The 21,978-nt window shown below is 48.4% G+C and carries 17 protein-coding genes and 3 pseudogenes; 16 read left to right on the forward strand and 4 right to left on the reverse strand.

What is annotated here, in order from left to right; genetic code table 11:
- Window positions 1-12: 12 nt before the first annotated feature.
- Window positions 13-351 (reverse strand): annotated as a pseudogene (locus tag AC6B99_RS09440) (MFS transporter); the annotation flags it as partial.
- 85 nt (window positions 352-436) lie between these two features.
- On the opposite strand from AC6B99_RS09440, the gene AC6B99_RS09445 reads away from it, so the two are divergent.
- Window positions 437-2,017 (forward strand): helix-turn-helix domain-containing protein, encoded by a 1,581-nt coding sequence (locus tag AC6B99_RS09445; RefSeq protein WP_496663245.1) that lies wholly within the window; start codon window positions 437-439, stop codon window positions 2,015-2,017.
- 30 nt (window positions 2,018-2,047) lie between these two features.
- On the opposite strand, the gene cntE is transcribed toward AC6B99_RS09445, so the two are convergent.
- Together cntE and nikA are read right to left on the reverse strand one after the other, a co-directional pair.
- Entirely contained in the window at window positions 2,048-3,244 is a 1,197-nt protein-coding gene (gene cntE, locus AC6B99_RS09450) for a staphylopine family metallophore export MFS transporter CntE (RefSeq protein WP_496663246.1), read from the reverse strand.
- A 1-nt stretch (window position 3,245) separates the two neighbouring features.
- Window positions 3,246-4,883, reverse strand: a complete 1,638-nt coding sequence (nikA, locus tag AC6B99_RS09455) for a nickel ABC transporter substrate-binding protein (protein WP_496663247.1) — start codon at window positions 4,881-4,883, stop codon at window positions 3,246-3,248.
- Window positions 4,884-5,077: 194 nt separating this feature from the next.
- Here nikA and AC6B99_RS09460 point away from each other — a divergent pair, with 194 nt between their 5' ends.
- The 3 genes from AC6B99_RS09460 (at window position 5,078) to AC6B99_RS09470 (ending at window position 8,536) form a co-directional block, all read left to right on the forward strand.
- The gene (locus AC6B99_RS09460) at window positions 5,078-6,739 is read left to right on the forward strand and encodes a helix-turn-helix domain-containing protein (RefSeq protein WP_496663248.1); all 1,662 of its coding nucleotides are present in this window, start codon (window positions 5,078-5,080) and stop codon (window positions 6,737-6,739) included.
- Window positions 6,740-6,782: 43 nt separating this feature from the next.
- On the forward strand, window positions 6,783-7,175 hold the full coding sequence (locus AC6B99_RS09465) for a DoxX family protein (RefSeq protein ID WP_496663249.1): 393 nt from the start codon (window positions 6,783-6,785) through the stop codon (window positions 7,173-7,175).
- Window positions 7,176-7,516: 341 nt separating this feature from the next.
- Window positions 7,517-8,536 (forward strand): Leu/Phe/Val dehydrogenase, encoded by a 1,020-nt coding sequence (locus AC6B99_RS09470; protein WP_496663261.1) that lies wholly within the window; start codon window positions 7,517-7,519, stop codon window positions 8,534-8,536.
- Between the two features lie 506 nt (window positions 8,537-9,042).
- Here the strand turns inward: AC6B99_RS09470 and AC6B99_RS09475 are convergent.
- Window positions 9,043-9,647: pseudogene (locus AC6B99_RS09475) on the reverse strand (MFS transporter); the annotation flags it as partial.
- A 234-nt stretch (window positions 9,648-9,881) separates the two neighbouring features.
- Here AC6B99_RS09475 and AC6B99_RS09480 point away from each other — a divergent pair.
- From AC6B99_RS09480 to AC6B99_RS09535, 12 genes and pseudogenes are all read left to right on the forward strand, one after another.
- Window positions 9,882-10,133, forward strand: a pseudogene (locus AC6B99_RS09480) (TetR family transcriptional regulator C-terminal domain-containing protein); the annotation flags it as partial.
- 23 nt (window positions 10,134-10,156) lie between these two features.
- Window positions 10,157-10,579 carry an ester cyclase gene (locus tag AC6B99_RS09485; RefSeq protein ID WP_494878294.1) on the forward strand — a complete coding sequence of 141 codons (423 nt, stop codon included), beginning with the start codon at window positions 10,157-10,159 and terminating at the stop codon, window positions 10,577-10,579.
- A 246-nt stretch (window positions 10,580-10,825) separates the two neighbouring features.
- Entirely contained in the window at window positions 10,826-11,152 is a 327-nt protein-coding gene (locus tag AC6B99_RS09490; RefSeq protein WP_496663250.1) for an urease subunit gamma, read from the forward strand.
- Window positions 11,149-13,197, forward strand: a complete 2,049-nt coding sequence (gene ureC, locus AC6B99_RS09495; protein ID WP_494858082.1) for an urease subunit alpha — start codon at window positions 11,149-11,151, stop codon at window positions 13,195-13,197. The genes AC6B99_RS09490 and ureC overlap by 4 nt, the downstream gene beginning before the upstream one ends.
- A 27-nt stretch (window positions 13,198-13,224) precedes the next feature.
- Window positions 13,225-13,959, forward strand: a complete 735-nt coding sequence (locus AC6B99_RS09500) for an urease accessory protein UreF (protein ID WP_496663251.1) — start codon at window positions 13,225-13,227, stop codon at window positions 13,957-13,959.
- 59 nt (window positions 13,960-14,018) lie between these two features.
- Window positions 14,019-14,735, forward strand: coding sequence for an urease accessory protein UreG (gene ureG / locus AC6B99_RS09505; RefSeq protein ID WP_099519519.1), 717 nt, complete (start codon window positions 14,019-14,021; stop codon window positions 14,733-14,735).
- A complete protein-coding gene (locus AC6B99_RS09510) occupies window positions 14,728-15,567 on the forward strand; it encodes an urease accessory protein UreD (protein WP_056029942.1) in 840 nt (279 codons plus the stop codon). The genes ureG and AC6B99_RS09510 overlap by 8 nt, the downstream gene beginning before the upstream one ends.
- 33 nt (window positions 15,568-15,600) lie before the next feature.
- On the forward strand, window positions 15,601-16,257 hold the full coding sequence (locus AC6B99_RS09515; protein WP_056029939.1) for an urease accessory protein UreH: 657 nt from the start codon (window positions 15,601-15,603) through the stop codon (window positions 16,255-16,257).
- 12 nt (window positions 16,258-16,269) lie between these two features.
- Complete coding sequence (locus AC6B99_RS09520; RefSeq protein WP_496663252.1) at window positions 16,270-16,491, forward strand: hypothetical protein; 222 nt, start codon at window positions 16,270-16,272, stop codon at window positions 16,489-16,491.
- Between the two features lie 143 nt (window positions 16,492-16,634).
- A complete protein-coding gene (locus AC6B99_RS09525; RefSeq protein ID WP_496663253.1) occupies window positions 16,635-18,905 on the forward strand; it encodes a helix-turn-helix transcriptional regulator in 2,271 nt (756 codons plus the stop codon).
- A gap of 387 nt (window positions 18,906-19,292) precedes the next feature.
- Entirely contained in the window at window positions 19,293-20,885 is a 1,593-nt protein-coding gene (locus tag AC6B99_RS09530; protein ID WP_496663254.1) for an extracellular solute-binding protein, read from the forward strand.
- Window positions 20,886-21,051: 166 nt separating this feature from the next.
- Window positions 21,052-21,954, forward strand: a complete 903-nt coding sequence (locus tag AC6B99_RS09535) for an ABC transporter permease (protein ID WP_056029930.1) — start codon at window positions 21,052-21,054, stop codon at window positions 21,952-21,954.
- Window positions 21,955-21,978 lie beyond the last annotated feature (24 nt).

The raw sequence follows: 21,978 nt of genomic DNA on the forward strand, positions 1-21,978 counted from the left end.
TCAAACGCTGATTTATTGGGCGGAAAAATGTTTTTGCTGCCGAATATGGGCAGCGGGAAACCAGACAAGCATAGAGGCGAGCAGCATGAAGCCTCCCATCACCAAAAAGACAGAGGACAGGCCTAGCTGAGCGCCAATAAAGACACCGATGGTTGGCCCGGAAATTTGTCCTGCCATGAGGAGGCTGTTTGTTGCCCCGATTTTAACGCCTCTGTCATGGTCGGATGAGGTTTTGAGGACAGAAAGCATGACGGTTTGCAATAATGCACTGTAAAAAAAGCCTTGCAGAAAACGGACAATAAAAAGCCAGATCAAGCCAAAAGGCAGCGTCTGTGCGATGATGCAAAGGGCGCATAGTAGCCCGGCTGCGGTGAAATTGCGTGCGGGCCGATAGAAGAAATTGTCACGGTTTTACGAAAGGTCGGTGCTAAACCGAATGCCGTTGCGTTCTTCGAAGACGAATCAGCTCTATTTATTTTCATCCTTGCGGAAACGGAAGTTTCCCGTTCATCAAGGAGCAGGCAGCCATCGGATAGGCGTGCATGTGCTGTGTTTTATTTTAGAAGGCGAAGCAAGCCTCTTAATAGATGGCGTATTGTGCAGAATTCGCCCCTTCGAGCTGTATTTATTAGTGCCGGGAATGATCATTGATGTTCCGGACCGCTGCAGCCTGATTACGTATTACGGTCTTTTTTTCCAGCCTGTGATGCTCGTGAAGGAAGGCAAAAAGTTTGAAGGGGTAAAAGCATTATCGCTGTCTGGCGCTTTTTTGCCGGGCCATATTGCTATTCGCCAGCCGCAGCAGGTGCTTCAACGATTGCTGCATATGTATGACCAAAGCAAAGGAGCAGCGAGGGCGGATGCTTTTTCCTTGCGGCTGTTGTTAGAAGAATTTATTAGCTTTATTATTGCAAATGCACCGGAGCAGCGTGAAGCGAGCGATGAGCGAATTGAGCGCAGCATTATTTATATGAAAGAAAACTATATGGGAAAAATAAGCATTGACCATTTGGCTGAGGCTGCCGAAATGACGACAACCACTTACTCCCGCCTTTTTCGCAAAATGAAGGTTGCAAGCCCTATTGAATATTTAAATCAAATCCGGATGGATAAGGCGAAGCAAATACTCGATCAGGAAGATCGGCGCGTGAAGGAAGTGGCTGATTTCGTCGGCTTTCGCAGTGAGTTTTATTTTAGCCGCATGTTTCAGCGTTTAGTCGGCGTATCGCCAACCGTTTATATGAAGCGCGGAACGATGAAAATCGCGGTCGCTTCTTCACTTGGCTTTCACGAGCATTTGCAGTCCATCGGCATCGAGCCTGTATGCGTCGTCGATTTGTTTCAATATCCAGGGATAGGGGAACAGGCGTATAGCAAACAGTTGATTGAGCAGCTTAGCGAGCTAAAGCGTTCCAAGTGCGATTTAATTATTGCAGATCATTACCATTTGCATCTTAAGGACAGCTTTAAGCAAATCGCAACTCCGTATTTTCTCGATTTTTCCGTGTGGGATTGGAAACGAAACTTTGTGAAAATTGCCGAGCTTGTAAACCGGGAGCGTGAAGCCGAAGCGGTGCTGACCCGTCTGGATTTGAGCATTGAAGATGCCAAACGGCTACTGCACCATTCGATGGGCGAGGAACGTATTACGATTATGCAGGTTAGTCACCGGGCGGTTGGCATTCAAGGAAAAACAGCCCATCCACTCAATGAACTCATTTATAAAGAGCTTGCTCTAAAGCCGGGTGGACAAGTGCCTGAAGAGATGTGGAGGCTGGAAATTCCGCCGGAAGCGTTGCCTGTGCTGGACACCGAGCATTTGTTTATTCAGAAGCATCATGTGCTGGCAGGCAGCGAGGAAATATTCAAGCGGATGACACAAACAGCCGCGTGGCAGGAGACAGGTGCCATTCAAGAGGGAAATATACATGCGATTCCTAACTGGTTCGTAATGAGCTGGACACCATTAGGGAGGCAGCATATTATAAAAAAGCTCATTGATTTGCTGGCTAAATAGCCGATCAATGAGCTTTTTTTCGTGTATATATTAGTGGGATTCCGATTTCAAGCGGCGGCCGCTTATGCTTACAACCGCAGCAGCGGCAAGCAATAATAAGGCGCATATGCTGTACATAACGGAGTAGGATAAATGATCGGCGACTGGCCCCATCGCCATGTTGCCGAGCACAACGCCGAGGTCGGACATGGCAATAAATAAGCCAATGAGCGTATTTCGGGAGGCGGCTGGCAGCACAAAGGTCAAATAGGTCATTAAGGTTGGATAAAGCAGAGCCATGCCAAGCCCGATTAATCCGGCTGCCACATACATATAGGCGGCTCCCCAATGGATGGACAAGGCTAGCAGCTCGGTACCTATCGTCATACACAGCAGCAAACTAATCGTTAAGCCCGCAGGCCACTTGCCATCGGAGGGCAGCTTTGTCCGCAGTGCAAAGCGGGAAATGACGATGATGCCAGCCTGAATCATGAGATAAATGCCGGCATCGCCGACCCCACTTTGCTTCGTATACAGGGCAACAAAGGTGACGACAGCACCGAAGCCAATAGAAGCAATGAGCATGGCCGAGCTGCACACGAGAAAAGCCCGATTGCTCCATAATTGGTTAAGCTGCGCCAGTGTAGAGCTTGTCTTCACACCAGTGCTAGAACTGCCCAAGCGGGAAGGAAGGGGGGAACTATACCCCACAAAGCCTGCTGTAACGCCAATAATAAGCAGGATAGCTGCGAAAGAGTACAGTTCGCCCCAATTCCATAAATAAAGGGCAGCCATAGGCAGGACAACGGTTGGCAGCATGCCAGCTAACAAATACAGCGACAGTCCTTGCGAACGCTCCTTTTCAGGCAGCGTATCGACAATACCCATTTGCAGCGCCAAGGAAAAAAAGGCGGTCGTCACGCCCTGCAGCGCACGCAGCAGAAAATACCATTCCAGGCCGAGAAGCGCGTACAATGCCAAAATAATAAAGTTTGCGAGCAATAATAAACGCAGCACAAACTGTGGGCCAAAACGGGCGACCACATTGCCTGCCCAGGGCCGAAGCAGCATGCTGGTAAGCATATAAGCGCCCATCATCATGCCAATTTCGGCATTGCTTGCTCCTTCGGCTTTCCCACGAAGTGGAACAACGATATTAATAATCGGATTCGCGCTGAAAAATAAAAAGGTAACAATATAAAGCCGCATAAAAGGCGGGGATACGGATACAGCTATGCTTTTGCCCATTTTACGGATTCAGTTCGAGCCCTTCAAAAGGATGATCCCAACGGCTGGCGGGAAATTTGAAGTTTTTCAAGTTTTTCTGGTAAACGACGGTTTGTTTAATATAAGAGATTGGCAAAATAACCGACTGTTCATTCAATGTTTTTAAAATGGATGTATACAACTGCTGGCGTTCCGCTTCGTCCGTGGAAGCGAGTGCGGTGACAATTTGCTGATCCAGTTCCGCCTTCATGGGGAGGCTGCTATGTGCTTCCGATATACCGAAGCCCGGCTCCCTGACCGAATTAATAAGCGTATGCGGATCATAAGGCACGCCATAATTGAACCAGAAGTGGATGTCAAAGGTGCCTTCCCGCAAGCGCTGAGGAATCATCGCGAGTTCAACAGCATTGAGGTTCAGCTTGACTCCAATTTCGGCCCACCCGGATTGAATCGTTTCGGCCATCGCTTTCTGGATCAGATCGCCCTTATCGTACATTAACTCAAGCTCGAGCTGCTGGCCGTCTTTTTCCCTTACCGTTTTACCAGCTTCGAGCTTCCACCCGGCTTCATCCAAATAGGCATTTGCTTTCGCCACATCGTAACCGATAGGCTCAAAGTCGATATTGGAATAAGGATAGTTTTTGGATAAAATGTTGTTGGCAGCTTCCTCAACGCCACCCGTTACGCCATCTACCATGGTTGCTTTGTCAAAGCCTTGCTGAAGCGCAAGGCGCACCCGGTGGTCAGCCAGCTTGTCGTTTAGCGTATTGAGCAGCAGGCTTCTTGTGCCAACAGGCTCGGATAGCCCAGTCTCATATTTGCCTGAATCCTTTAATTGCTGGAAAGCGTCCATACTGATTGCGCCCTCGCCAAAAATCAGATCCAGCTCACCTTTCTCGAAAGCGAGAACCCGTGTTTCACCATCCGGTATAATTTTGACTGTTATTTTGTCGAGCTTCGGCATTTCTCCCCAGTAATTCGGATTTCTGGTGAAAACCGCATATTCATCTTTCTTATAATCAGCGAGCTGCCAAGGTCCGGTGCCGATCGGCTGCTTGATATCTTTCGTCGTATCTCCGTCATCCGGGAACCCGGCTTCGGCGAGAAAACGGAAAGGCCGCACAATCGCCAAATCCTGCAAGGTTGGATAGTAGGGAGAGGTCAGCGTTATTTTAAACGTAAATTCATCGACAGCTTCCGTTTTTTCAAGCACTTTGACGAGTCCAATCCAGCTGTGGACGCTTTTGTTAAGCATGATTGCATCAAAGTTTTTCTGGACAATGGCTGCGTTAAACGGCGTTCCATCCGCGAATTTAACATCTTGGCGGAGCTTGAACGTATATTCCTTGCCATCGGTTGAAATGACCCATGACTCAGCCAGCAGCGGTTTAAGCTCTCCGCCTTCGTTGTAGCTGACCAATGGCTCATAGAGCATGGACTGTGCAAATAATTGCGATGGATAGTAGACATGAGGATTAAGCGGACCTATATCTCTTAGCCAAGCAACGGTAATCGCTTGTTCCTGCGGTGCGGCTGTGCTTGTTCCCGCCTCGTTGCCATTAGAGGCCGCCTCTTGCTGCGAGCATCCCATTGCGAGCATGACTAATACGAACAGAACGGAAATCGTCTGCAGGGTGGTATTTCTTTTTATTCTGGACATCTTTGCAGGTACCCCTTTTCATCTATTGAGAATGATTATTACGTTCAATAATACTAAGGATTCTTCACTTGGCTAGCAATAGAGAAATGTCTGTTTTTTTATTGGACAAAATGAAGAGCGGGCGCGGATGTTTCTTGATAGCCCAGTTATATTCCGATATACTAATACAATTATGATGAGAAGGGAGCACGCCGATGGATGAACATCCCTTGTTAAAACCTGATGAAACATCAGCTTCCCTATCGCTGCCTTACTTGTATATTCTTACGTCTGTTAACATAGTAGATTGTGCAATTGACCGATCGATTCATACATTAGAAAGCGAAGGACATCGCCTCATTGCTTTTGCGCAAAGCGGGGGCAAGCTCCATCTGGAGGGCCATTCTATTTATGCCGAAAAAGGGGCGTGCTTTCTTCTTGCTCCTGGGGCAAAGGCGCAAGTGGAAGGAAGTGAGCCAAGCGATCATCGGGGAGCGGTATATGTGATTGCTTTCGATGCTTATCGAGTAGGAGAACGGGAACCAGCGCAAGAAATAGGCTTAACCTTGCCCTATGAGACGAGAATTGATGTGACTGCAATGGCGCGGCTCGTTGATTTGCTGGAGCAAGCTGCTGAGGGAGCTGCAAATCATCAAAGCTGCAAGCAAGTGGACCAATTCAAGCAGCAGATTAGGCTGCAGGAGCTTCTTGTGTTGCTGATGGAGCATGTGGCAGCTTCACGTTCCTCATCGGATGCTAAGCTGGCCGTTCAGGAAAGCATCGCTTATATGGTAGAGCATTACCGTGAGGAGATAACCGTGGAGCAGCTGTCGAAAATGTCCGGTGTAGCCCGCTGGCAATATAGCGCATTGTTCCAAACGTTAACTGGCAAAAAGCCGCTCGATTATTTGACAGAGCTCCGTTTGAATCGGGCGAAGGAACTGCTGCTGCTGACCAATGATCCTTTACGTGAAATTGCCCGCCAGGCAGGGTTCAAGGATGAATATTATTTTGCCCGCAGGTTCCGGCATGCCATGGGGCTGACTCCGAAGCAATATGCCAAAACTCGCGGCGTCAGCCATCCGACGATTAAGCAGGAAGTTAGCCCTTTTTCACGAATCGTTGTAGTTGGTTATGTACTTGGCGATTTGCTTTCTCTGGGCATTAGGCCAGTAGGAGCCGACATGACGGTTATTGGCCGAAAGGTCGTTTATCGCAATGAGCTGAAAAATATTTCAGATATTGGCTTGCTGGGGGAGCTCGGCAAGGTGAAGGCGCTATGCCCGGATTTGATTCTCTACAGCAGCTTCCGGCAGGATCGAATGGAGGAGCTGTCCAAAATAGCATCTACCGTATCGATTGATCGCTTGCAGCCAACCTATGACCGGCTCATGCAGGTGGCGGAGCTGTTCGGGAAGGAAGAGCAGGCCAAGCAATGGATTGAACATTATGAGCGCAAAGCCGGGGAGATGTGGCGGCATTTGGCTTTATATACGAAGGAAAGGGAAACGGCTGCTATTTTTGTCCTAGTAGATGGTGATTTGTATGTCATGGGCATGAGAGGCATCGCCTTGACGCTTTACCATCCGATGGCATTTGAACCAGCAGACAAAGTAAGGCAATTAATTGAAGCGGGAATTCTTTTCCAAGCGATTGCTCTGGAGCAAATGAGTGAATATCATGCTGACCGCCTATTCTTATTAGTAGGGGAGAGCGAGCGATCTAGAACCGAGGCGGCGCGCATTACAAAAAGCGCGTATTGGCAGTCGTTGGACAGCAGCCGGGTTTATGTAACGGAAGCCAAATGGAATTTCGATGATCCCATTACAAGGGACAGGCTTTTACCCGCGCTGCCGCGAATTTTCCGCTTGCCGTAGCAGATGTGGTACAATATTTTCAAAAACGTAGGGGGAACTATCGATGTATGCTCGCACTTCAAAAGGACGGCTTTGGACATCATGGATCATGAGCGATTTGGTTATTTTGTTTATGCTGTTTGATGGCATTATGAAGCTGATTAAGCCTGCGGTTGTAGTGGAATCAACACTCGAGCTCGGGTTTCAGGAGCATCATATTGTCATTTTGGGCGTGCTTGCGCTCATTTCCACGATTTTATATGCGCTGCCGCGTACGTCGTTCCTCGGCGTTGTGCTGCTGACCGGTTATTTCGGCGGGGTTATCGCGACGCATCTGCGTTTGGATGCCCCATTGCTGAGCAACACATTATTTCCAGTATATCTTGCTGTGCTTGCTTGGGGTGGCATTTGGCTGCGGAACGAGCAGGTGCGTAAATTAATTCCTTTTCAAAAATAAAAGAGGAATAGGATGTAGTCGCTTGTCTAAACAGCCTTATTTGCTCGCGCCCAGAACGATTACGGTTCTGGGTCGCCGAGAAAATAAGGCTGTTTTTGTTTGCAGCCCATCTATAAGGGCGATCCATCGAAGGCAAACCGTCTAGTAAAACTTGCCTGGTTGGCTAGGCAAGCTGATGAGTCAAATCATAGCTTTAAAGAATAGATTATCGAGAGGGATATTCTAAAACGATTAAAGCCTTTATGAACCTCATGGATGATTATAGTGTTATTATATCTGACATTATTTGAATGGAGATAGGAGTGGGTGTTTTGTATTTTGAGCGGTTGGAGCAATATGGGATGGAGCAGCTCGTTTTTGGTTATGATCACAAATCGGGCTTAAAGGCGATTATCGCTATTCATGATACGACGCTTGGACCAGCGCTTGGCGGTACTCGCATGCATCCCTATGCAACGGAGGAGGCCGCCGTCCACGATGTCGTCCGGCTTGCGCGAGGCATGACCTATAAATCGTCCGTTGCAGGGCTTAATCTGGGAGGAGGCAAGGCGGTCATTATCGGCAACCCCATGACGGATAAAAGCGAGGAGCTGTTTCATGCGTTTGGACGATTCATTGGGACATTGAACGGCCGATACATCACGGCGGAGGATGTAGGGACGACTGTGGCGGATATGGATTTTATTCGTGAGAAGACGAAATTCGTTACGGGAGTATCGCCAAAGTTTGGAAGTGGAGGTAATCCTTCGCCTTTTACGGCACTAGGTGTATTTCATGGTATTCGAGCTGCTGCCCTTGAAGCTTTTGGGACAACTGAACTAAAGGGAAAAACGATTGCGGTACAGGGTGTAGGCAGCGTTGCCTATCATTTATGCCGCTATTTGCATGAAGCGGGTGCAAAGCTGATTGTGACCGATGTCGTGCAAGCAAATGCAGAGCGTGTTGTGCTTGAGTTTGGGGCAATAATGGTCGGCGTGGATGATATTTATGGCGTCGAATGCGATATTTTTTCTCCATGCGCGATGGGTGGGATTATTAATGATGATACGCTTCCGCTGCTTAAGGCGAAGGTGGTTGCTGGTGCTGCCAATAATCAGCTGAAGGAAGAAAAGCATGGCGATCAGCTCGCGGCCCAAGGCATATTATATGCTCCAGACTACGTCGTCAACTCCGGCGGCTTAATGAATGTCGCTGACGAATTGTATGGCTATAACAGGGAGCGAGTGCTGAGCAAGGTAGAGGGAATTTACAGCCAACTCCAGCGTATTTTTGAAATATCGAAAAAGCAGCAAATCCCTTCTTTCCGTGCAGCGGATCATCTGGCGGAGATGCGGATAAATAAACATCGGGTCTCTGTTTAGTGGTGAAATTCCGCGAACGCAATGGATAGAGTTGCAACCGTCCCGGTGTGCTTGCCCAGTTTGCACCAATCGTAACGCAGCCCCTATGTGGCTCATATGCTGCTGATTATTCCGGGAGTGGTTGCGTTCATGATGACCCGGGTGAGAATTTGAAGTTAATCACTGGGAAAACTGAGTTTTTCAAGATGTTTAAAGGCATTCGCAAGCTTCTTACGATAGCCGTAATATTTTCCTTTATTTCCTGGGGAATTATTAGCTTGTGCACATCAGCTATTCCTATGTATTTAGAATTCATACTGATTTCGTTGTGCGTCTTTCCGCCGCAATTGTATCATTCATGCGAAATGCTGATGCTGTTTTTTTGCGCTTTGCTAAGTTATCCCCTCAGCTCAGAAGCGTTGTGCCAAATGGTGCGCCGATATTTTTTTCTGAGCTAAGGGGATAACGGCCTAAAGCAATGGAAACCCCAATACAATTGGCGGAAACGTCGTTGAAAAAGGGGAGAGCTAAGCAGAAGATTTCGGCAATCGGGTTGCCGCCCAAAAAAGGAGTGCTTGGCGCTAACGCCTGCCCCTAGCAAGCATACACCGCTCCAGCCTGCATAAGCGTAAATGCTAGTAGAAGCAATAGAGCCGGCTGCGCTGCCAATGGAATAAAATACCATATAACCGGCAGTCAGTCTGCTTCGCGCCTCCGGTCGAATGCTGAGGATCATGCTCTGATTGGTGACATGTATGGCCTGTACGGCTAAATCCAGCAAGATAATACTTATTATTAATGGAAAAAGAGATTGGTCGCCATAATGAATGGCCAGCCAGGAAATAAGCAGCAGCGCAAGCGCGATGCCTGTTGTTCGTTGGCCAAAGCCGCGGTCAGCAAGCCGTCCTGCTCTCGCTGCGGCTAAAGCTCCGGCCGCGCCGGCTAGACCGAAGGCGCAAATAGCGGTGTGCGAAAGTGAGAAGGGCGGTGCGCTAAGCGGCAGTACCAAAGACGTCCACAATATGCTGAAGGCGGCAAAAATGAGCAGCGCTAGCACGGCACGGACGCGAAGCACCCGTTCTTCCGCAAATAAGGTGAGTACAGAGCGCAGCAGCTGCCAGTACGATAGGCTGTCACAGACGGTGTTCTTTTTTTCATCATCAAAAATAATTCCTTCATGCATTCAGTTTTGTAAGGGTTTTTCCTTGCCTAATATAAAATACTGATCAGTACATAATTATGCTTGATTACTATAATTTTAAATCCATACACTTGTCAAGGTTTGAATGCTTCTACATTGACAATATGCCTATTCGATTTTAAAATAATAGTATACCGATCGTTATTAAATTGGAGGTTGCTATGGCCCGAGTGTGGGTGCTTTTGCCTCAATACGACGGTGGAGCTGTCCCCTCATGATGAGAAATTCGAAATTTTGACGAGAGAGCATCAGATGTATCTCTCTGTTATTTTTGAGGAGACGATTGAACGAGGCGTTAGTACGGGCGAGCTTGATTCCAATATCAACGCCAAGGGATTGGCCCAAACGCTGGTTGTGTCTGATCGTTCTTTTGTTGACAATAGCATGAATATGATATTGAGCTTGCTAGATTCATAGCCAGTAGGGGAAGAGGGATGAGGATGTCGGCTGCGCAGGTTGTACGTGAATTTTTTGAAAAGGTCCGTTCAGGTAAGGAGCTTGAAGCGGTACATGGAGTAATGGCGGAACGCGTATTGGCCCATCAGGTTCAATCGGAAAAGGAAGTGACGGTAGAGCGGTCGCCAGCGGATTATGCAGCTCATGTCCGCGAAATGATGCATATATATGGGGAGTTTACATTAACCGTTGAACAATTTTTAGTACAGGATGACCAGGTTTACGTGCGCTGGAAGCAGGTGGGCACCCATTTGGGCGAGATAGACGGTTTTGTGCCGACAGGAAAACCGATTGTTGAAATCGCAAGTGCGGTTTATCGGGTTGAAGCTGGAAAAATCGTTGAATATTGGATTCAAATCGATCGTGAAGGCATTCGTGTCCAATTGGAGCAAAATGCTAAACTTTAAGTTAATTGTTAACAGCAGTACGGTGGCCTTCACTGAGGTGAATTAGATGGCGCATAAGAAGCTTTCAGAACCACGGATCTCGTGGGGCTGGAGGCTTTTTTTATATGAGGCTGGCTGGCGTTCGGACGCAATATTTATTTTTTTGTTCAAAATATCCAAAAATAAGGGTTTTCATGTTAGTATATATGACAAGAGTTATATAGTTTATACAACATGGGAAGATGACGCTATTAAAGGAGTGTAGCTATGTATTTGCTGGAGAGAGAGAAGGAAAAGCTGTTTATCGTGCTGGCAGCCGATTTGGCACGGAGAAGGCAAGCTCGCGGCCTGCGTCTTAATTATCCCGAAGCCGTTGCCATTATTACTTATGAGATTATGGAAGGGGCAAGGGACGGGAAGACGGTAGCTGAGCTTATGAGTTACGGGCGTACCATTCTTGATGAGGAAGATGTGATGGAGGGTATCTCGTCGATGGTTCATGAGGTGCAGGTCGAGGCCACTTTTCCAGATGGAACGAAGCTAGTTACGATTCATGACCCCATTGTTCCGCGAAGGAAGGGGAGTGAACAATGATTCCCGGCGAGGTAGTTCCGAAGCAGAATGTCGTTTGGCAAAATACAGGTCGCATAGTAAGAGACGTACTAGTAATGAATCGTGGTGATCGGCCGATTCAAGTAGGGTCGCATTTTCCATTTGCACAAGTAAATCCTAAGCTGGATTTTGACCGTGCCGCAGCAGAAGGCTTCCGCCTCAATATTCCATCTGGAACGGCTGTGCGCTTCGAGCCAGGCGAGGAAAAGCCGGTTCAGCTCGTAGCTTATGGCGGAGCGGCCTCGCCGTTAAGTACTGAGGGTGAGGATAAACAGGTGGGCTTGCCGATTTCTAGAGAAGCCTATATCAGCATGTTTGGGCCGACGATAGGCGATCGAGTGAGGCTCGCTGATACAGAGCTGTTTATAGAAATTGAACGCGATTATGCCCATTATGGTGATGAATGCAAGTTCGGCGGAGGCAAGGTGCTGCGGGATGGCATGGGGCAGTCAGCCTTTCGTACTCGGGATGAGAATGTGCTCGATACGGTCATTACCAATGCCGTCATTATTGATTACGTCGGTATTGTGAAGGGTGATATTGGCATTAAGGATGGGAAAATCATCGCTATTGGTAAGGCGGGCAACCCAGATACGATGGAGGGCGTTCATCCTGAGCTCATCGTAGGCGCTTCCACAGAGGTCATTGCCGGAGAAGGGAAGCTTATTACTGCGGGTGGAATCGATACGCATATTCATTTTATTTGCCCGCAGCAAATCGAAACGGCGCTGTCTTCAGGTGTAACGACGATGATTGGCGGAGGAACGGGGCCTGCAGAGGGAACGAAAGCAACGACCTGTACACCGGGCAGCTGGCATATTCATCGCATGCTGGAGGCGGCTGAGGAATACCCGATGAATATCGGTTTTCTTGGCAAAGGCAACTCATCCGGCCTGGAGACGCTGCGCGAGCAAGTAGCGGCAGGGGCGATTGGCCTTAAAATTCATGAGGATTGGGGCTCAACGCCAGCTGTTATCGACGCGGCGCTCACGGTCGCGGATGAAATGGACGTCCAGGTAGCGATTCATACCGATACGCTGAATGAAGCGGGCTTTGTGGAAGAGACGATTAAAGCCATTAATGGACGGACGATTCATACGTACCATACCGAAGGGGCGGGTGGCGGCCATGCGCCGGATATTATTACACTCGCAGGGCATTCGAACGTCATTCCGTCTTCAACGAATCCAACAAAGCCTTTTACGATTAATACAATAGAAGAGCATTTGGATATGCTGATGGTTTGCCATCATCTTGATCGCAACATCCCCGAGGATGTCGCTTTCGCTGACTCACGCATACGTCCTGAAACGATTGCAGCGGAAGATATTTTGCATGATTTGGGGGCGCTTAGCATTATTAGCTCTGATTCACAGGCGATGGGCCGAGTGGGAGAGGTCATTTCCCGTACATGGCAGACGGCCGATAAAATGAAACGCCAGCGCGGCCCATTGGCTGGAGATGGTGGGGCTGGCCAGGATGGCAAAGCGGGAGAGGCGAGTGCCAACGACAACAGCAGGGTAAAGCGTTTTGTAGCTAAATATACGATTAATCCAGCGATTGCACATGGCATTTCAGAATATGTAGGCTCGGTAGAAGCGGGGAAATGGGCGGATCTCGTCTTGTGGAAGCCGGCATTTTTCGGGACAAAGCCGGAGCTGGTGCTGAAGGGCGGAATGCCTGCCTTCGCGATCATGGGTGATCCTAATGCCTCGATTCCAACGCCGGAGCCCAAAATCGGTCGGCTCATGTTCGGAGCGCATGGCAAGGCGAAATACAGCAGCTGTATTACCTTCGTATCGCAAGCAGCAGCTGAAGCTGGAATTAAGCAGCAGTTGGGCCTTGGGAAGCAGGTGCTGCCGGTATCGGGCTGCCGCACGATTGGCAAGCGCGACATGCTGCTTAATAACTTAACGCCGGAAATTACCGTTAATCCAGATACGTACGAGGTGCTGGTCGATGGCGAGCAGGCGATCTGTGAGCCGCTGAGCGTGCTTCCGATGGCGCAGCGGTACTACTTATTTTAGAAGCTCGCTTGGAGGGAGAAGCCAAGGATGATGTCTTTTTTGCAAGTGGCACAATTAGTAGATTCGGCTTTTCCGACAGGGGCATTTTCCCACTCCTTTGGCCTAGAAACGTATGTGCAGGAGGAGCGAATTCGAACTATTCCCGATTTTTTAACATGGATGGAAGGTTATATTCAAGGCACCGTTGCCCCTATTGAAGGCACTGGCGTGTATTGGAGCGCCATTTGGGTGCCGGCCTACTTGCAGCAGTCCAGGCAGCAGTCTGAGAAGCAGGAGCAGGAAAAGATAAAGTCGAAGCTGCTGGATTTATCGCGCAGGATGACGGGCACGCGCCTGGCGCGGGAGTCCAGAGAAGGGGCAAGCAAAATCGGCAAACGGTATTTGCATACCGTGCAGGCGGTATACCCCGAATCGCTGCTGGGCGATTATGCGGCTTGGATCAAGCATGAGCGCGGGGACGCGAACGCGGCGATCGTTCATGGCTGGATTTGCGCGTTTTTGCAGCTGACGCCTCATATGGCGGTGCTCAGCTTTTTATATCAGACGGTTAACAGCATGCTGCAAAATTTAATTCGAATGTGGAGCCTGGGCCAGACCGATGGTCAAAAAATAATGACCGCCTTGTTTCCGCTTCTGGAGCGCGAGGCGGCGGCGATAACAGCGGAGCCGCTTTTGCCAAGCCAGATGTATACCGCGAACGTCATGCAGGAAATTGCAGCTATGCGCCATGAAAGTCTGTATTCCCGCTTGTTTATGTCTTAATGGTGGATGAAGCTAGCCGTCGCGTTGGCAATTAAAAAAGATGAAGGAGAGATGAGCATATGTGTGGAGGAGCAAATCATAGCCATGCCCATGACAGCTGGAACAGCACGCCGTTTCAAGGAGGAAGAGCGCTTCGTATCGGAGTAGGCGGTCCTGTCGGCTCGGGGAAAACAGCGCTGCTGGAGAAAATCAGCGAAATCATGTATCCGGACTACAGCATCGGCATAATTACTAATGATATTTATACGAAAGAGGATGCGGTCATTTTGACCAAAACAGGCGTTTTGCCGCAGGAGCGCATCATTGGAGTGGAGACAGGGGGTTGCCCGCATACCGCTGTGCGCGAGGATGTATCGATGAATATGGAGGCGGTCGAGGATCTAGAGGAGCGTTTTAGCGACCTGGATCTGCTGTTCATTGAAAGCGGCGGCGACAATTTGGCGGCAGCATTCAGCCCAGAGCTGGTTGATATGTTTATCTACATCATTGATGTTGCCCAAGGCGAAAAAATTCCGCGCAAAGGCGGGCCGGGCATTACCCGCTCCGATCTGCTCGTCATTAATAAAATCGATCTCGCCCCCTATGTTGGCGCTAGCCTTGAGGTGATGAGCGAGGATTCCAAGCGGATGCGCGGGGACCGTCCATTTGTAATGACCAATCTCAAAAGCGAAGAAAGTGCCGCTAAAGTCGTGGAATGGATTATCGCAGCTTGCCCAGCCCTAAAGCATAGCCATACTCATCACCACCATCACGAGCATCATCACGACCATGCATAGCCGATGGCAGGGTGAAATTGACTATATTAATGGAAAAAATGTTTTAAGCTATTCGGCTCATCAAGCACCGCTGAAAATTACCCGCCCGTTCAAAGGGCCATCCGGCGAGATGATTATTTATTTAATGGAATCATCTCCCGGCCTGTTCGGCGGGGATGTTCAGGAGCTGGATTGCCTAGTAGGGGAGAACGCACATCTGCTGCTTACGACACAGTCTTCGTGCAAGCTGCATCCGGGAATGGGCGAGGCGACGAGCGGACAGAACAATCTTTTTCGAGTCGGGAAAGATGCTGTACTGGAGTATTTTCCAGGGCCGCTCGTTCCTTATAAGGATGTCCGTTATAAGGGGAATACGGTAGTTCGTCTGCAGCGGGGGGCACAGCTTTTGATGAGTGAGATCATTACGCCTGGCCGTGCGGGTTACGGAGAAACGTTTGAATACGAGATGCTGCACAGCGAGCTGGCGGTGTATTGGGAGGATCGGCTTGTCGTATGGGACCCATTAAGGCTGGAGCCTCCGAAGTTTCCGCCCCAATCGGTGCTTGGGGGTTATTCTCATTTTGGGAATTTTTGGTTTTTGTCTGAAAAGATTACAGCAGAGCATGTGGATGCGGTGCGGCGTATACTGGACAGTTATTCGAATGTGAAGCCGTCAAATAGTAGTAGATTAGGGCAGGAGATATACGGCGGGGTGTCGCTCTTGGAGGCGAATGGCCTAGTCGTGCGCTGCCTTGGCAATAGCGGAGCAGAGCTTGAGGCGCTGTTCCATGTCATTTGGAGCGAGCTGCGTCCGCTGCTGTTAGGTAAGGATGCTTTTCAGCTGCGCAAGTAGTGGATATAGAAATTAAAAACAGGGGGTTTTAGGATGGATGCAGGTATACTCTCTGTACTGGCTATCGGGTTTCTGCTGGGCATTAAGCATGCGCTTGAGCCGGATCATGTCATTGCGGTATCCACAATTGCGATTAAAAGCAAGCATATTGTTAAGTCCGCTTTTTCTGGCGTGTTTTGGGGGATCGGGCATTCGCTGACGCTGTTTATTGTCGGCTTTATCCTCATGGCCATGAGAAGCGAGATGACGGAAAAATGGGCGATGTCGCTAGAATTTCTTGTCGGTGTCATGATCGTCGTGCTGGGCGTAAATACGATGATTTCGCTTAGAAACAGGCGTGCGATTGCGGGTGCGAAGGATAGTCAGCATTTTCACGGCTCCTATCGTAAATCTTTGCTGATTGGCTTCATTCATGGCCTCGCTGGCAGCGGAGCGATGGTCGTTTTGACGATGAGCACCGTAAATAGTATTAGCGAAGGGCTGATCTATATCGTCGTATTTGGCGTTGGTACGGTAATCGGCATGTTATGCTTTACTACCTTCATTAGCATTCCATTTATTCTTTCTTCCAGCCGCTTTAAGCTGAATCGCGTTCTAATCGGGGCAACCGGCGTCGTTAGCGCTGTATTTGGTTTGTATTATATGTACAACCTAGGCGTGAATGAAGGATTGTTTGGATTATGGGTGTAGGTAGTACAAGGTATGGCGTATTTGTATGTGAAAAGTATTGATTCAATTAAAAGAGCAGCCATCCATGCAAAAAAAATCACCACATTTTTATGGTTTAATGACAACGCTGAAGAGGCTATTGCGTTTTATATAGTAAGCGGTACGACTACAAGGGAATGTGAGGGGCTGACCGATGCTCCGAGGCATTCCCGTTTTTCTTTGTCCATTTATATAGCCCTTACATTGCAAATGTAAGGGTTTTCCTGCCATCTTTTTTTGAATTAAGCTTTGTTTTCTCGATATATCTGATACAATGTTAGAAAAGCTGCCATTAACAGGGCGTTTGTAAGGAATAATCGCATGGCAATTTCGATGCTGTCAGATTTGGAGTGAGGCATATGTCAAAAAATTGGTATCGCAGATTGCTATTTTCGTATTTTCCGATTTTTATTTTAACGATATCTATCGTCATTTTTCTCTCCTTCCTTATTGTGAATGAGATTTCACGGAATGAAACCGAGAAGGCGGGCCGCATTTCCACTTCCTATGTCGTCGATAGTCTGGACAGAGCGCTCAATCAAGTAGAGATGGAAATTTTGCGCCAAATGGAAAATGATCCGATTTACGGACAATTTCTTGCGGGCGATGTGGAGAAGGGTAGTCCTGAATTTATGGAGCTCGCCAAAAAGCTATGGGTCATGGAAAGCAACAATGAGCTGCTGGATTCCATGTATATATACCGTCTGTCCGATCAGCGAATCGTTAGTAAATATGGGTTTACGACGCAAGAGGTGTTTGCTGATCGCGCTTATTTGGAGCAGGCGCTGGATGAACCAGCTTTTCAGGGCTGGTCGCAAATTCGCTCCTTTAAGCTGCTGGAATCCGACAAGCCGGAGGAAGTAATCAGCATGCATAAGCGATTGCCGCTTCCGTTCGGCGAGGAGGGGGTTTTGGTCATTAATTTGGGTGCTTATCCGATAGGCCGGATGATTGATGATATGACGCGCAGCAACGTTTCCTTTTTTCATGTGACGGGCAAGCAGGGCCAAACTATTTTTCCGAAAGGCAATTTAGGAACGGGAAGTATCGACGAGAAGGGTACGGTGTTAACGACGCTAGTATCTCCAAAGCTGGGCTGGACGTTCAGCAGCGGCTTGCGCGCGGGGCAGCTGTTTGCATGGGTATCCGTCATTTCTTATGTATGGATTATTATTGGCCTGGCTACCTTATTGCTAGCCGTCCTCTATATCATTTATATTACGCGCAAAAACTATAAGCCCATTCAGGTGATGATGAGCCGTATTCAGGCGCTTCCCGCGCGCTCCGCAGATGTCACGACCAGGGACGAGCTGGCGTTAATTGACCACGCGCTGGAGCAGCTTATTCAGCAGACCGCAGATTATGAGATGCAGCATCATGAGAATCTGCTTATACGCAGGCGGCAGTTTTTTATCGATTTAATCGAAGGCAATGCTCAAGGGGATAGGGTTGAAAAATGCCGCTCTTTAGCCGTGCTGCAAGCGTCGGAGCATGCGGTGCATGCTGCGGTCGTCATTGCGGAAATGCATGATTTTGATGCCTCCTACGGCGATTTCTCCCATCAGGATCAGCAAACGTTCCGTTTGACGCTTATGAACCTTGTTCAGGAGCTGGCACGGGAAAGGGAGCTGGACAGCTGGGCGGAATGGATAAGCAGCAGCCAGTTGGGCATTATTTTTACAAGTGGTGCCGCAGAGGAAGCAGAAGATGATGAAGAAGCTTTCAAAGACAGGCTGCGATTAGCCGTCAGGAGCTCACACCAGTGGGCCGCGAACCAATTCGAGCTGACAATGAAGTTCGGTATCGGCATTGTGGCGAATTTGGATAGCGCCTTAAGCTTAAAGGAATCCTACCAATCCGCCGGATCGGCGCTGCAATATGTATTGTCACTGGGTGAAAATGAAATGGTGTTTGGCTCGGATGTGCCGCTGCAGCCGCATATGGAGTCTTATAAATATTTCCCGATCATGGCTGGCATTGTGAAAATGTTTCGCTTGACCAATCAGGAATGGCGGGAGCAGGTGCATACGCTGTTTCAAATGGTCGGCTCTGAGCTGCTTGCGGATCATGACATTCGCATGCTCATCCATTGGCTGCGCCAAATGCTGGGCAGAGAGCTGATGGACCTCTCTGACAATCTGAAAGATTATTTCGTCGGACAGCAGGCGCAGCTGTGGCGGGCAGAGCTGGATAAAACGAAACGGCTGCCCGAGATGGAAGCTTTGCTGCTGGAAATGATGAATGAGGTTTACCGAGTATATGTGTCGACTAATGAAAATAAAAGCTATCGGGCGATGATTAGTGAGATGAAAGCTTACATTGAAGATCATTATACGAATCCCGATCTGTCCCTCACCATATTGAGCGATCGGTTTCAAGTGTCGGCGAAATATGCGAGCCATTTGTTCAAGGAAGAGTTTCATACAAAATTCGTTGATTTTTTGGCGCAGCTGCGCATTGTGCATGCCCAAAATTTGCTGAGCCAAACCGATGAGGTGATCCAGCAAATCGCCTTGCAGGTCGGCTACGCGAATGCCGTTACCTTCGGACGTGTGTTTAAAAGAATAGTCGGTGTGACGCCGGGAGACTATAGAAAATACGAAATGAAGCCAGAACAAGTGAATGAATAAGCATTAGCTGCTAGGATGGCTCCCGAACAAATTCGGGGGCCTTTTTTAAATATAAGAATGTATAAGTTTCACACGTATAAATAGGCTTATATTTCTCGGACTGAAACACGCCGCACCGCCAGAGGATGGCGACAGCCGTTTCACCTTGGATGGCCAATTCAAGCGAATCGGAAAAAGGTATGTTTACAGGAATAGCGTCACATCAGCGGAAATACGGGGCTTGCGACGATTTTCCACCTATTTTTTGAGGTGGAATTCTGTTTATTGTCAGATTTCCTGTCATCGTGTCATACTTGGCTCATCTCCACAAGCGGCATCGCCAACGAGAGGTTAGGAAAGCTTACCTCAGCAGGCGAGGCAAACCAAACAAAAAGGGGCTGTGAACAAATGAAGCGTAGCAAAAGTAAATTGGCGGTCAGAAAATGGATGGCGGGTACGTTCGCATTAACTGTATTGGTTACGGGCTGTTCGAACGGAGGCGGAGAAACACCTAGCGCAAGCTCAAATACAGGCGGTGGCGCAGCTTCTTCATTAAAAGTAGAAATTTTTGACCGCGGCAATACGCCGCAGGGCTATACGATTACAGACAGCTACTTAACTCGTTACGTGAAGGACAACTTCAGCAAAACGAGCAGCATTGATGTTCAATTCGTGCCGATTCCCCGTTCAGAGGAAATTGCCAAGCTGAATGTGCTGATGGCAAGCGGCGATGATGTGCCGGATATCGTATTTACGTATGATCAAGCGACATTCGAACGGTATGCCGAGCAAGGCGGTCTCACTGATTTGACGGACTTATTAAATGAGCATGGACAAAACCTTAAGACGTTTCTAGGCGACGATACGCTGGAGTATGGACAAGTAGAAGGCAAACAATTTGCCATTCCGGGCAAACGAACGATAACGGCTAGATATTCATCTTGGATTCGCCAAGATTGGCTGGATGCGCTGGGCATGCCGATGCCGGCGACGACAGACGAGCTTTACGAAACGCTTAAAGCGTTTAAAGAGAAGGACCCGGGTCAAACGGGAGGCAGCGTCATTCCGCTCGGCATGACCATTGAGCCTGGACAGCTGGAGCCATTGCTGTGGTCATTCGTTCAGCCGCAAAACAGCCTGACAACGGATGAGCAGCTGGCCAACCGCGATTATTTGCCGGTGCTCCCAGGCTTCAAGGAAGGCTTGCGCTTTATGAACAAGCTGTATAACGAAGGGCTGATGAGCAAGGATTTTGGACTGGATCAAGATAAGAAGCAGCTCACACAGGATATTCAAAGCGGCAAAATCGGCATGTTCAGCGATGACTACGACAACATTTATTATAACGATGCGGCGTATGAGAACCTGCAGGCGAACAACCCGAAAGCGGTTCTCGCTCCAATTGATCCATATACGAATGCGGAAGGACAGCATGCAAAGCCGGAATATGCTTCCAATGGCTTGTACATCATGATTCCCAAGTCAAGCAAGCATGCTGCTGAAGCGGTTAAATATTTGGATTGGATGTCTTCGACCAATGTTCTAATCGATATGCAAAACGGCGTTGTAGGCGAAAACTACGAGCTGAAGGATGGCATTCCAGTGGTGCTTGAAAATGCGTCGCAAGAAGCGAAAGACCGAATTTATAACCTCGGCGATATCGTCATCGTAGCTAATGGCAGAATCGCAGGCGATGACGAGAAAAATAAAGAAGCCTTTATTTACGGGATGCCAACGAAATATCAAGAAGGCGTCCGCCAATCGATGGAATTTGCCGATACGGATACGATCGCGCCGGTCAAATTTGCCCGCCCGATTGAGAGCAAAACGAAATACGGCACTTCGCTTGAAAGCAAGCTTGATGAATTGATCGTAAAAACAACGATGGCTTCTCCAGATAAATTCGACAGCACCTTTGATACGGCATTGGAAGATTACATGTCCCGAGGCGGCAAGGAAGTAATGGACGAGCGTACGAAAGCTTATACAGAAGCGAAGTAAAGCAGCTTACGTTTTAGATAATAGTCTAGGCAGGCAAGCTACTAGCTAGTTAGCAAACTAGCAAGCAAGTAAAAGACAGGAGGACAGTGGGGAGCCGAACTGAACCGATATAGGCGGGGCTCCCTCTGCGCCAACTGTAAATGAAAGAAAGAAGGGGCGAACAACATTGAGCACAAACATTTATTTTCGCAGGTATTGGCAGCTTTACGCGCTGATTTCACTTCCGCTCCTTTATTTTCTAGTGTTCAAATATGGACCGATGTGGGGCGTGCAAATCGCATTCAAGGATTTCAACCTGTTTCAAGGCATTTCGGGCAGTGAATGGATTGGATTTGATGCTTTTGTAGAAGTTTTCAAAATGAAGGATTTTTATTTGACGCTTCGCAATACGTTAATGCTGAATATTTTGGATTTAATCGTCTCCTTCCCGGCTCCATTAATTTTAGCAATCATGCTATATGAAGCAAAATGGGTTTGGTTCAAAAAAATATCGCAAACGATTTTGTATATTCCCCATTTCATCTCATGGGTCATTATAGGCGGCATTGTTTATCAAGTATTTGGCACGCAATCCGGCATGATTAACAATTTATTAAGCTCGCTTGGCTTTGATGCGATTCCGTTTCTGACGGATAAAAAGGATTGGCTTGTGACGTATTTGGCAACTGGCGTGTGGCAAAGCGCAGGCTGGGGCACGATTTTATATTTAGCCGCTTTGACGGGCATTAACCGCGAGCTGTTTGAGGCGGCGGAGGTTGATGGAGCAGGGCGCTTCAAACGGATTTGGCATATTACCCTTCCGGGCCTCAAAACGACAATCGTCACGCTGCTCATTATCAATCTAGGCAATATGATTACGATAGGCTTTGAACGGCCGTATATTATAGGCAATTTGGCCGTTCGCGAATATTCGGATGTGCTCAGCACCTTCGTTTACCGCGTCGGTATCCAGTCTGGCGAATATACGCTGGCGACCGTCGTCGGTTTATTCCAGGCGGTAGTGGGACTCATCTTCGTCCTTGGCGCCAATTATGCATCTAAAAAACTAACAGATGAGAGCATATTATAGCTCTTGCAGAAAGGTGCGGAGGCT

It is taken from the genome of Paenibacillus liaoningensis (assembly GCF_059609455.1).

What these genes read in the sequence shown, in the direction of transcription:
- AC6B99_RS09445 (WP_496663245.1), top strand. Translation starts at nt 437, where the DNA reads ATGCCGTTGCGTTCTTCGAAGACGAATCAGCTCTATTTATTTTCATCC.
- cntE (WP_496663246.1), bottom strand. Translation starts at nt 3,244, where the DNA reads ATGGGCAAAAGCATAGCTGTATCCGTATCCCCGCCTTTTATGCGGCTT.
- nikA (WP_496663247.1), bottom strand. Translation starts at nt 4,883, where the DNA reads ATGTCCAGAATAAAAAGAAATACCACCCTGCAGACGATTTCCGTTCTG.
- AC6B99_RS09460 (WP_496663248.1), top strand. Translation starts at nt 5,078, where the DNA reads ATGGATGAACATCCCTTGTTAAAACCTGATGAAACATCAGCTTCCCTA.
- AC6B99_RS09465 (WP_496663249.1), top strand. Translation starts at nt 6,783, where the DNA reads ATGTATGCTCGCACTTCAAAAGGACGGCTTTGGACATCATGGATCATG.
- AC6B99_RS09470 (WP_496663261.1), top strand. Translation starts at nt 7,517, where the DNA reads ATGGAGCAGCTCGTTTTTGGTTATGATCACAAATCGGGCTTAAAGGCG.
- AC6B99_RS09485 (WP_494878294.1), top strand. Translation starts at nt 10,157, where the DNA reads ATGTCGGCTGCGCAGGTTGTACGTGAATTTTTTGAAAAGGTCCGTTCA.
- AC6B99_RS09490 (WP_496663250.1), top strand. Translation starts at nt 10,826, where the DNA reads ATGTATTTGCTGGAGAGAGAGAAGGAAAAGCTGTTTATCGTGCTGGCA.
- ureC (WP_494858082.1), top strand. Translation starts at nt 11,149, where the DNA reads ATGATTCCCGGCGAGGTAGTTCCGAAGCAGAATGTCGTTTGGCAAAAT.
- AC6B99_RS09500 (WP_496663251.1), top strand. Translation starts at nt 13,225, where the DNA reads ATGATGTCTTTTTTGCAAGTGGCACAATTAGTAGATTCGGCTTTTCCG.
- ureG (WP_099519519.1), top strand. Translation starts at nt 14,019, where the DNA reads ATGTGTGGAGGAGCAAATCATAGCCATGCCCATGACAGCTGGAACAGC.
- AC6B99_RS09510 (WP_056029942.1), top strand. Translation starts at nt 14,728, where the DNA reads ATGCATAGCCGATGGCAGGGTGAAATTGACTATATTAATGGAAAAAAT.
- AC6B99_RS09515 (WP_056029939.1), top strand. Translation starts at nt 15,601, where the DNA reads ATGGATGCAGGTATACTCTCTGTACTGGCTATCGGGTTTCTGCTGGGC.
- AC6B99_RS09520 (WP_496663252.1), top strand. Translation starts at nt 16,270, where the DNA reads ATGGCGTATTTGTATGTGAAAAGTATTGATTCAATTAAAAGAGCAGCC.
- AC6B99_RS09525 (WP_496663253.1), top strand. Translation starts at nt 16,635, where the DNA reads ATGTCAAAAAATTGGTATCGCAGATTGCTATTTTCGTATTTTCCGATT.
- AC6B99_RS09530 (WP_496663254.1), top strand. Translation starts at nt 19,293, where the DNA reads ATGAAGCGTAGCAAAAGTAAATTGGCGGTCAGAAAATGGATGGCGGGT.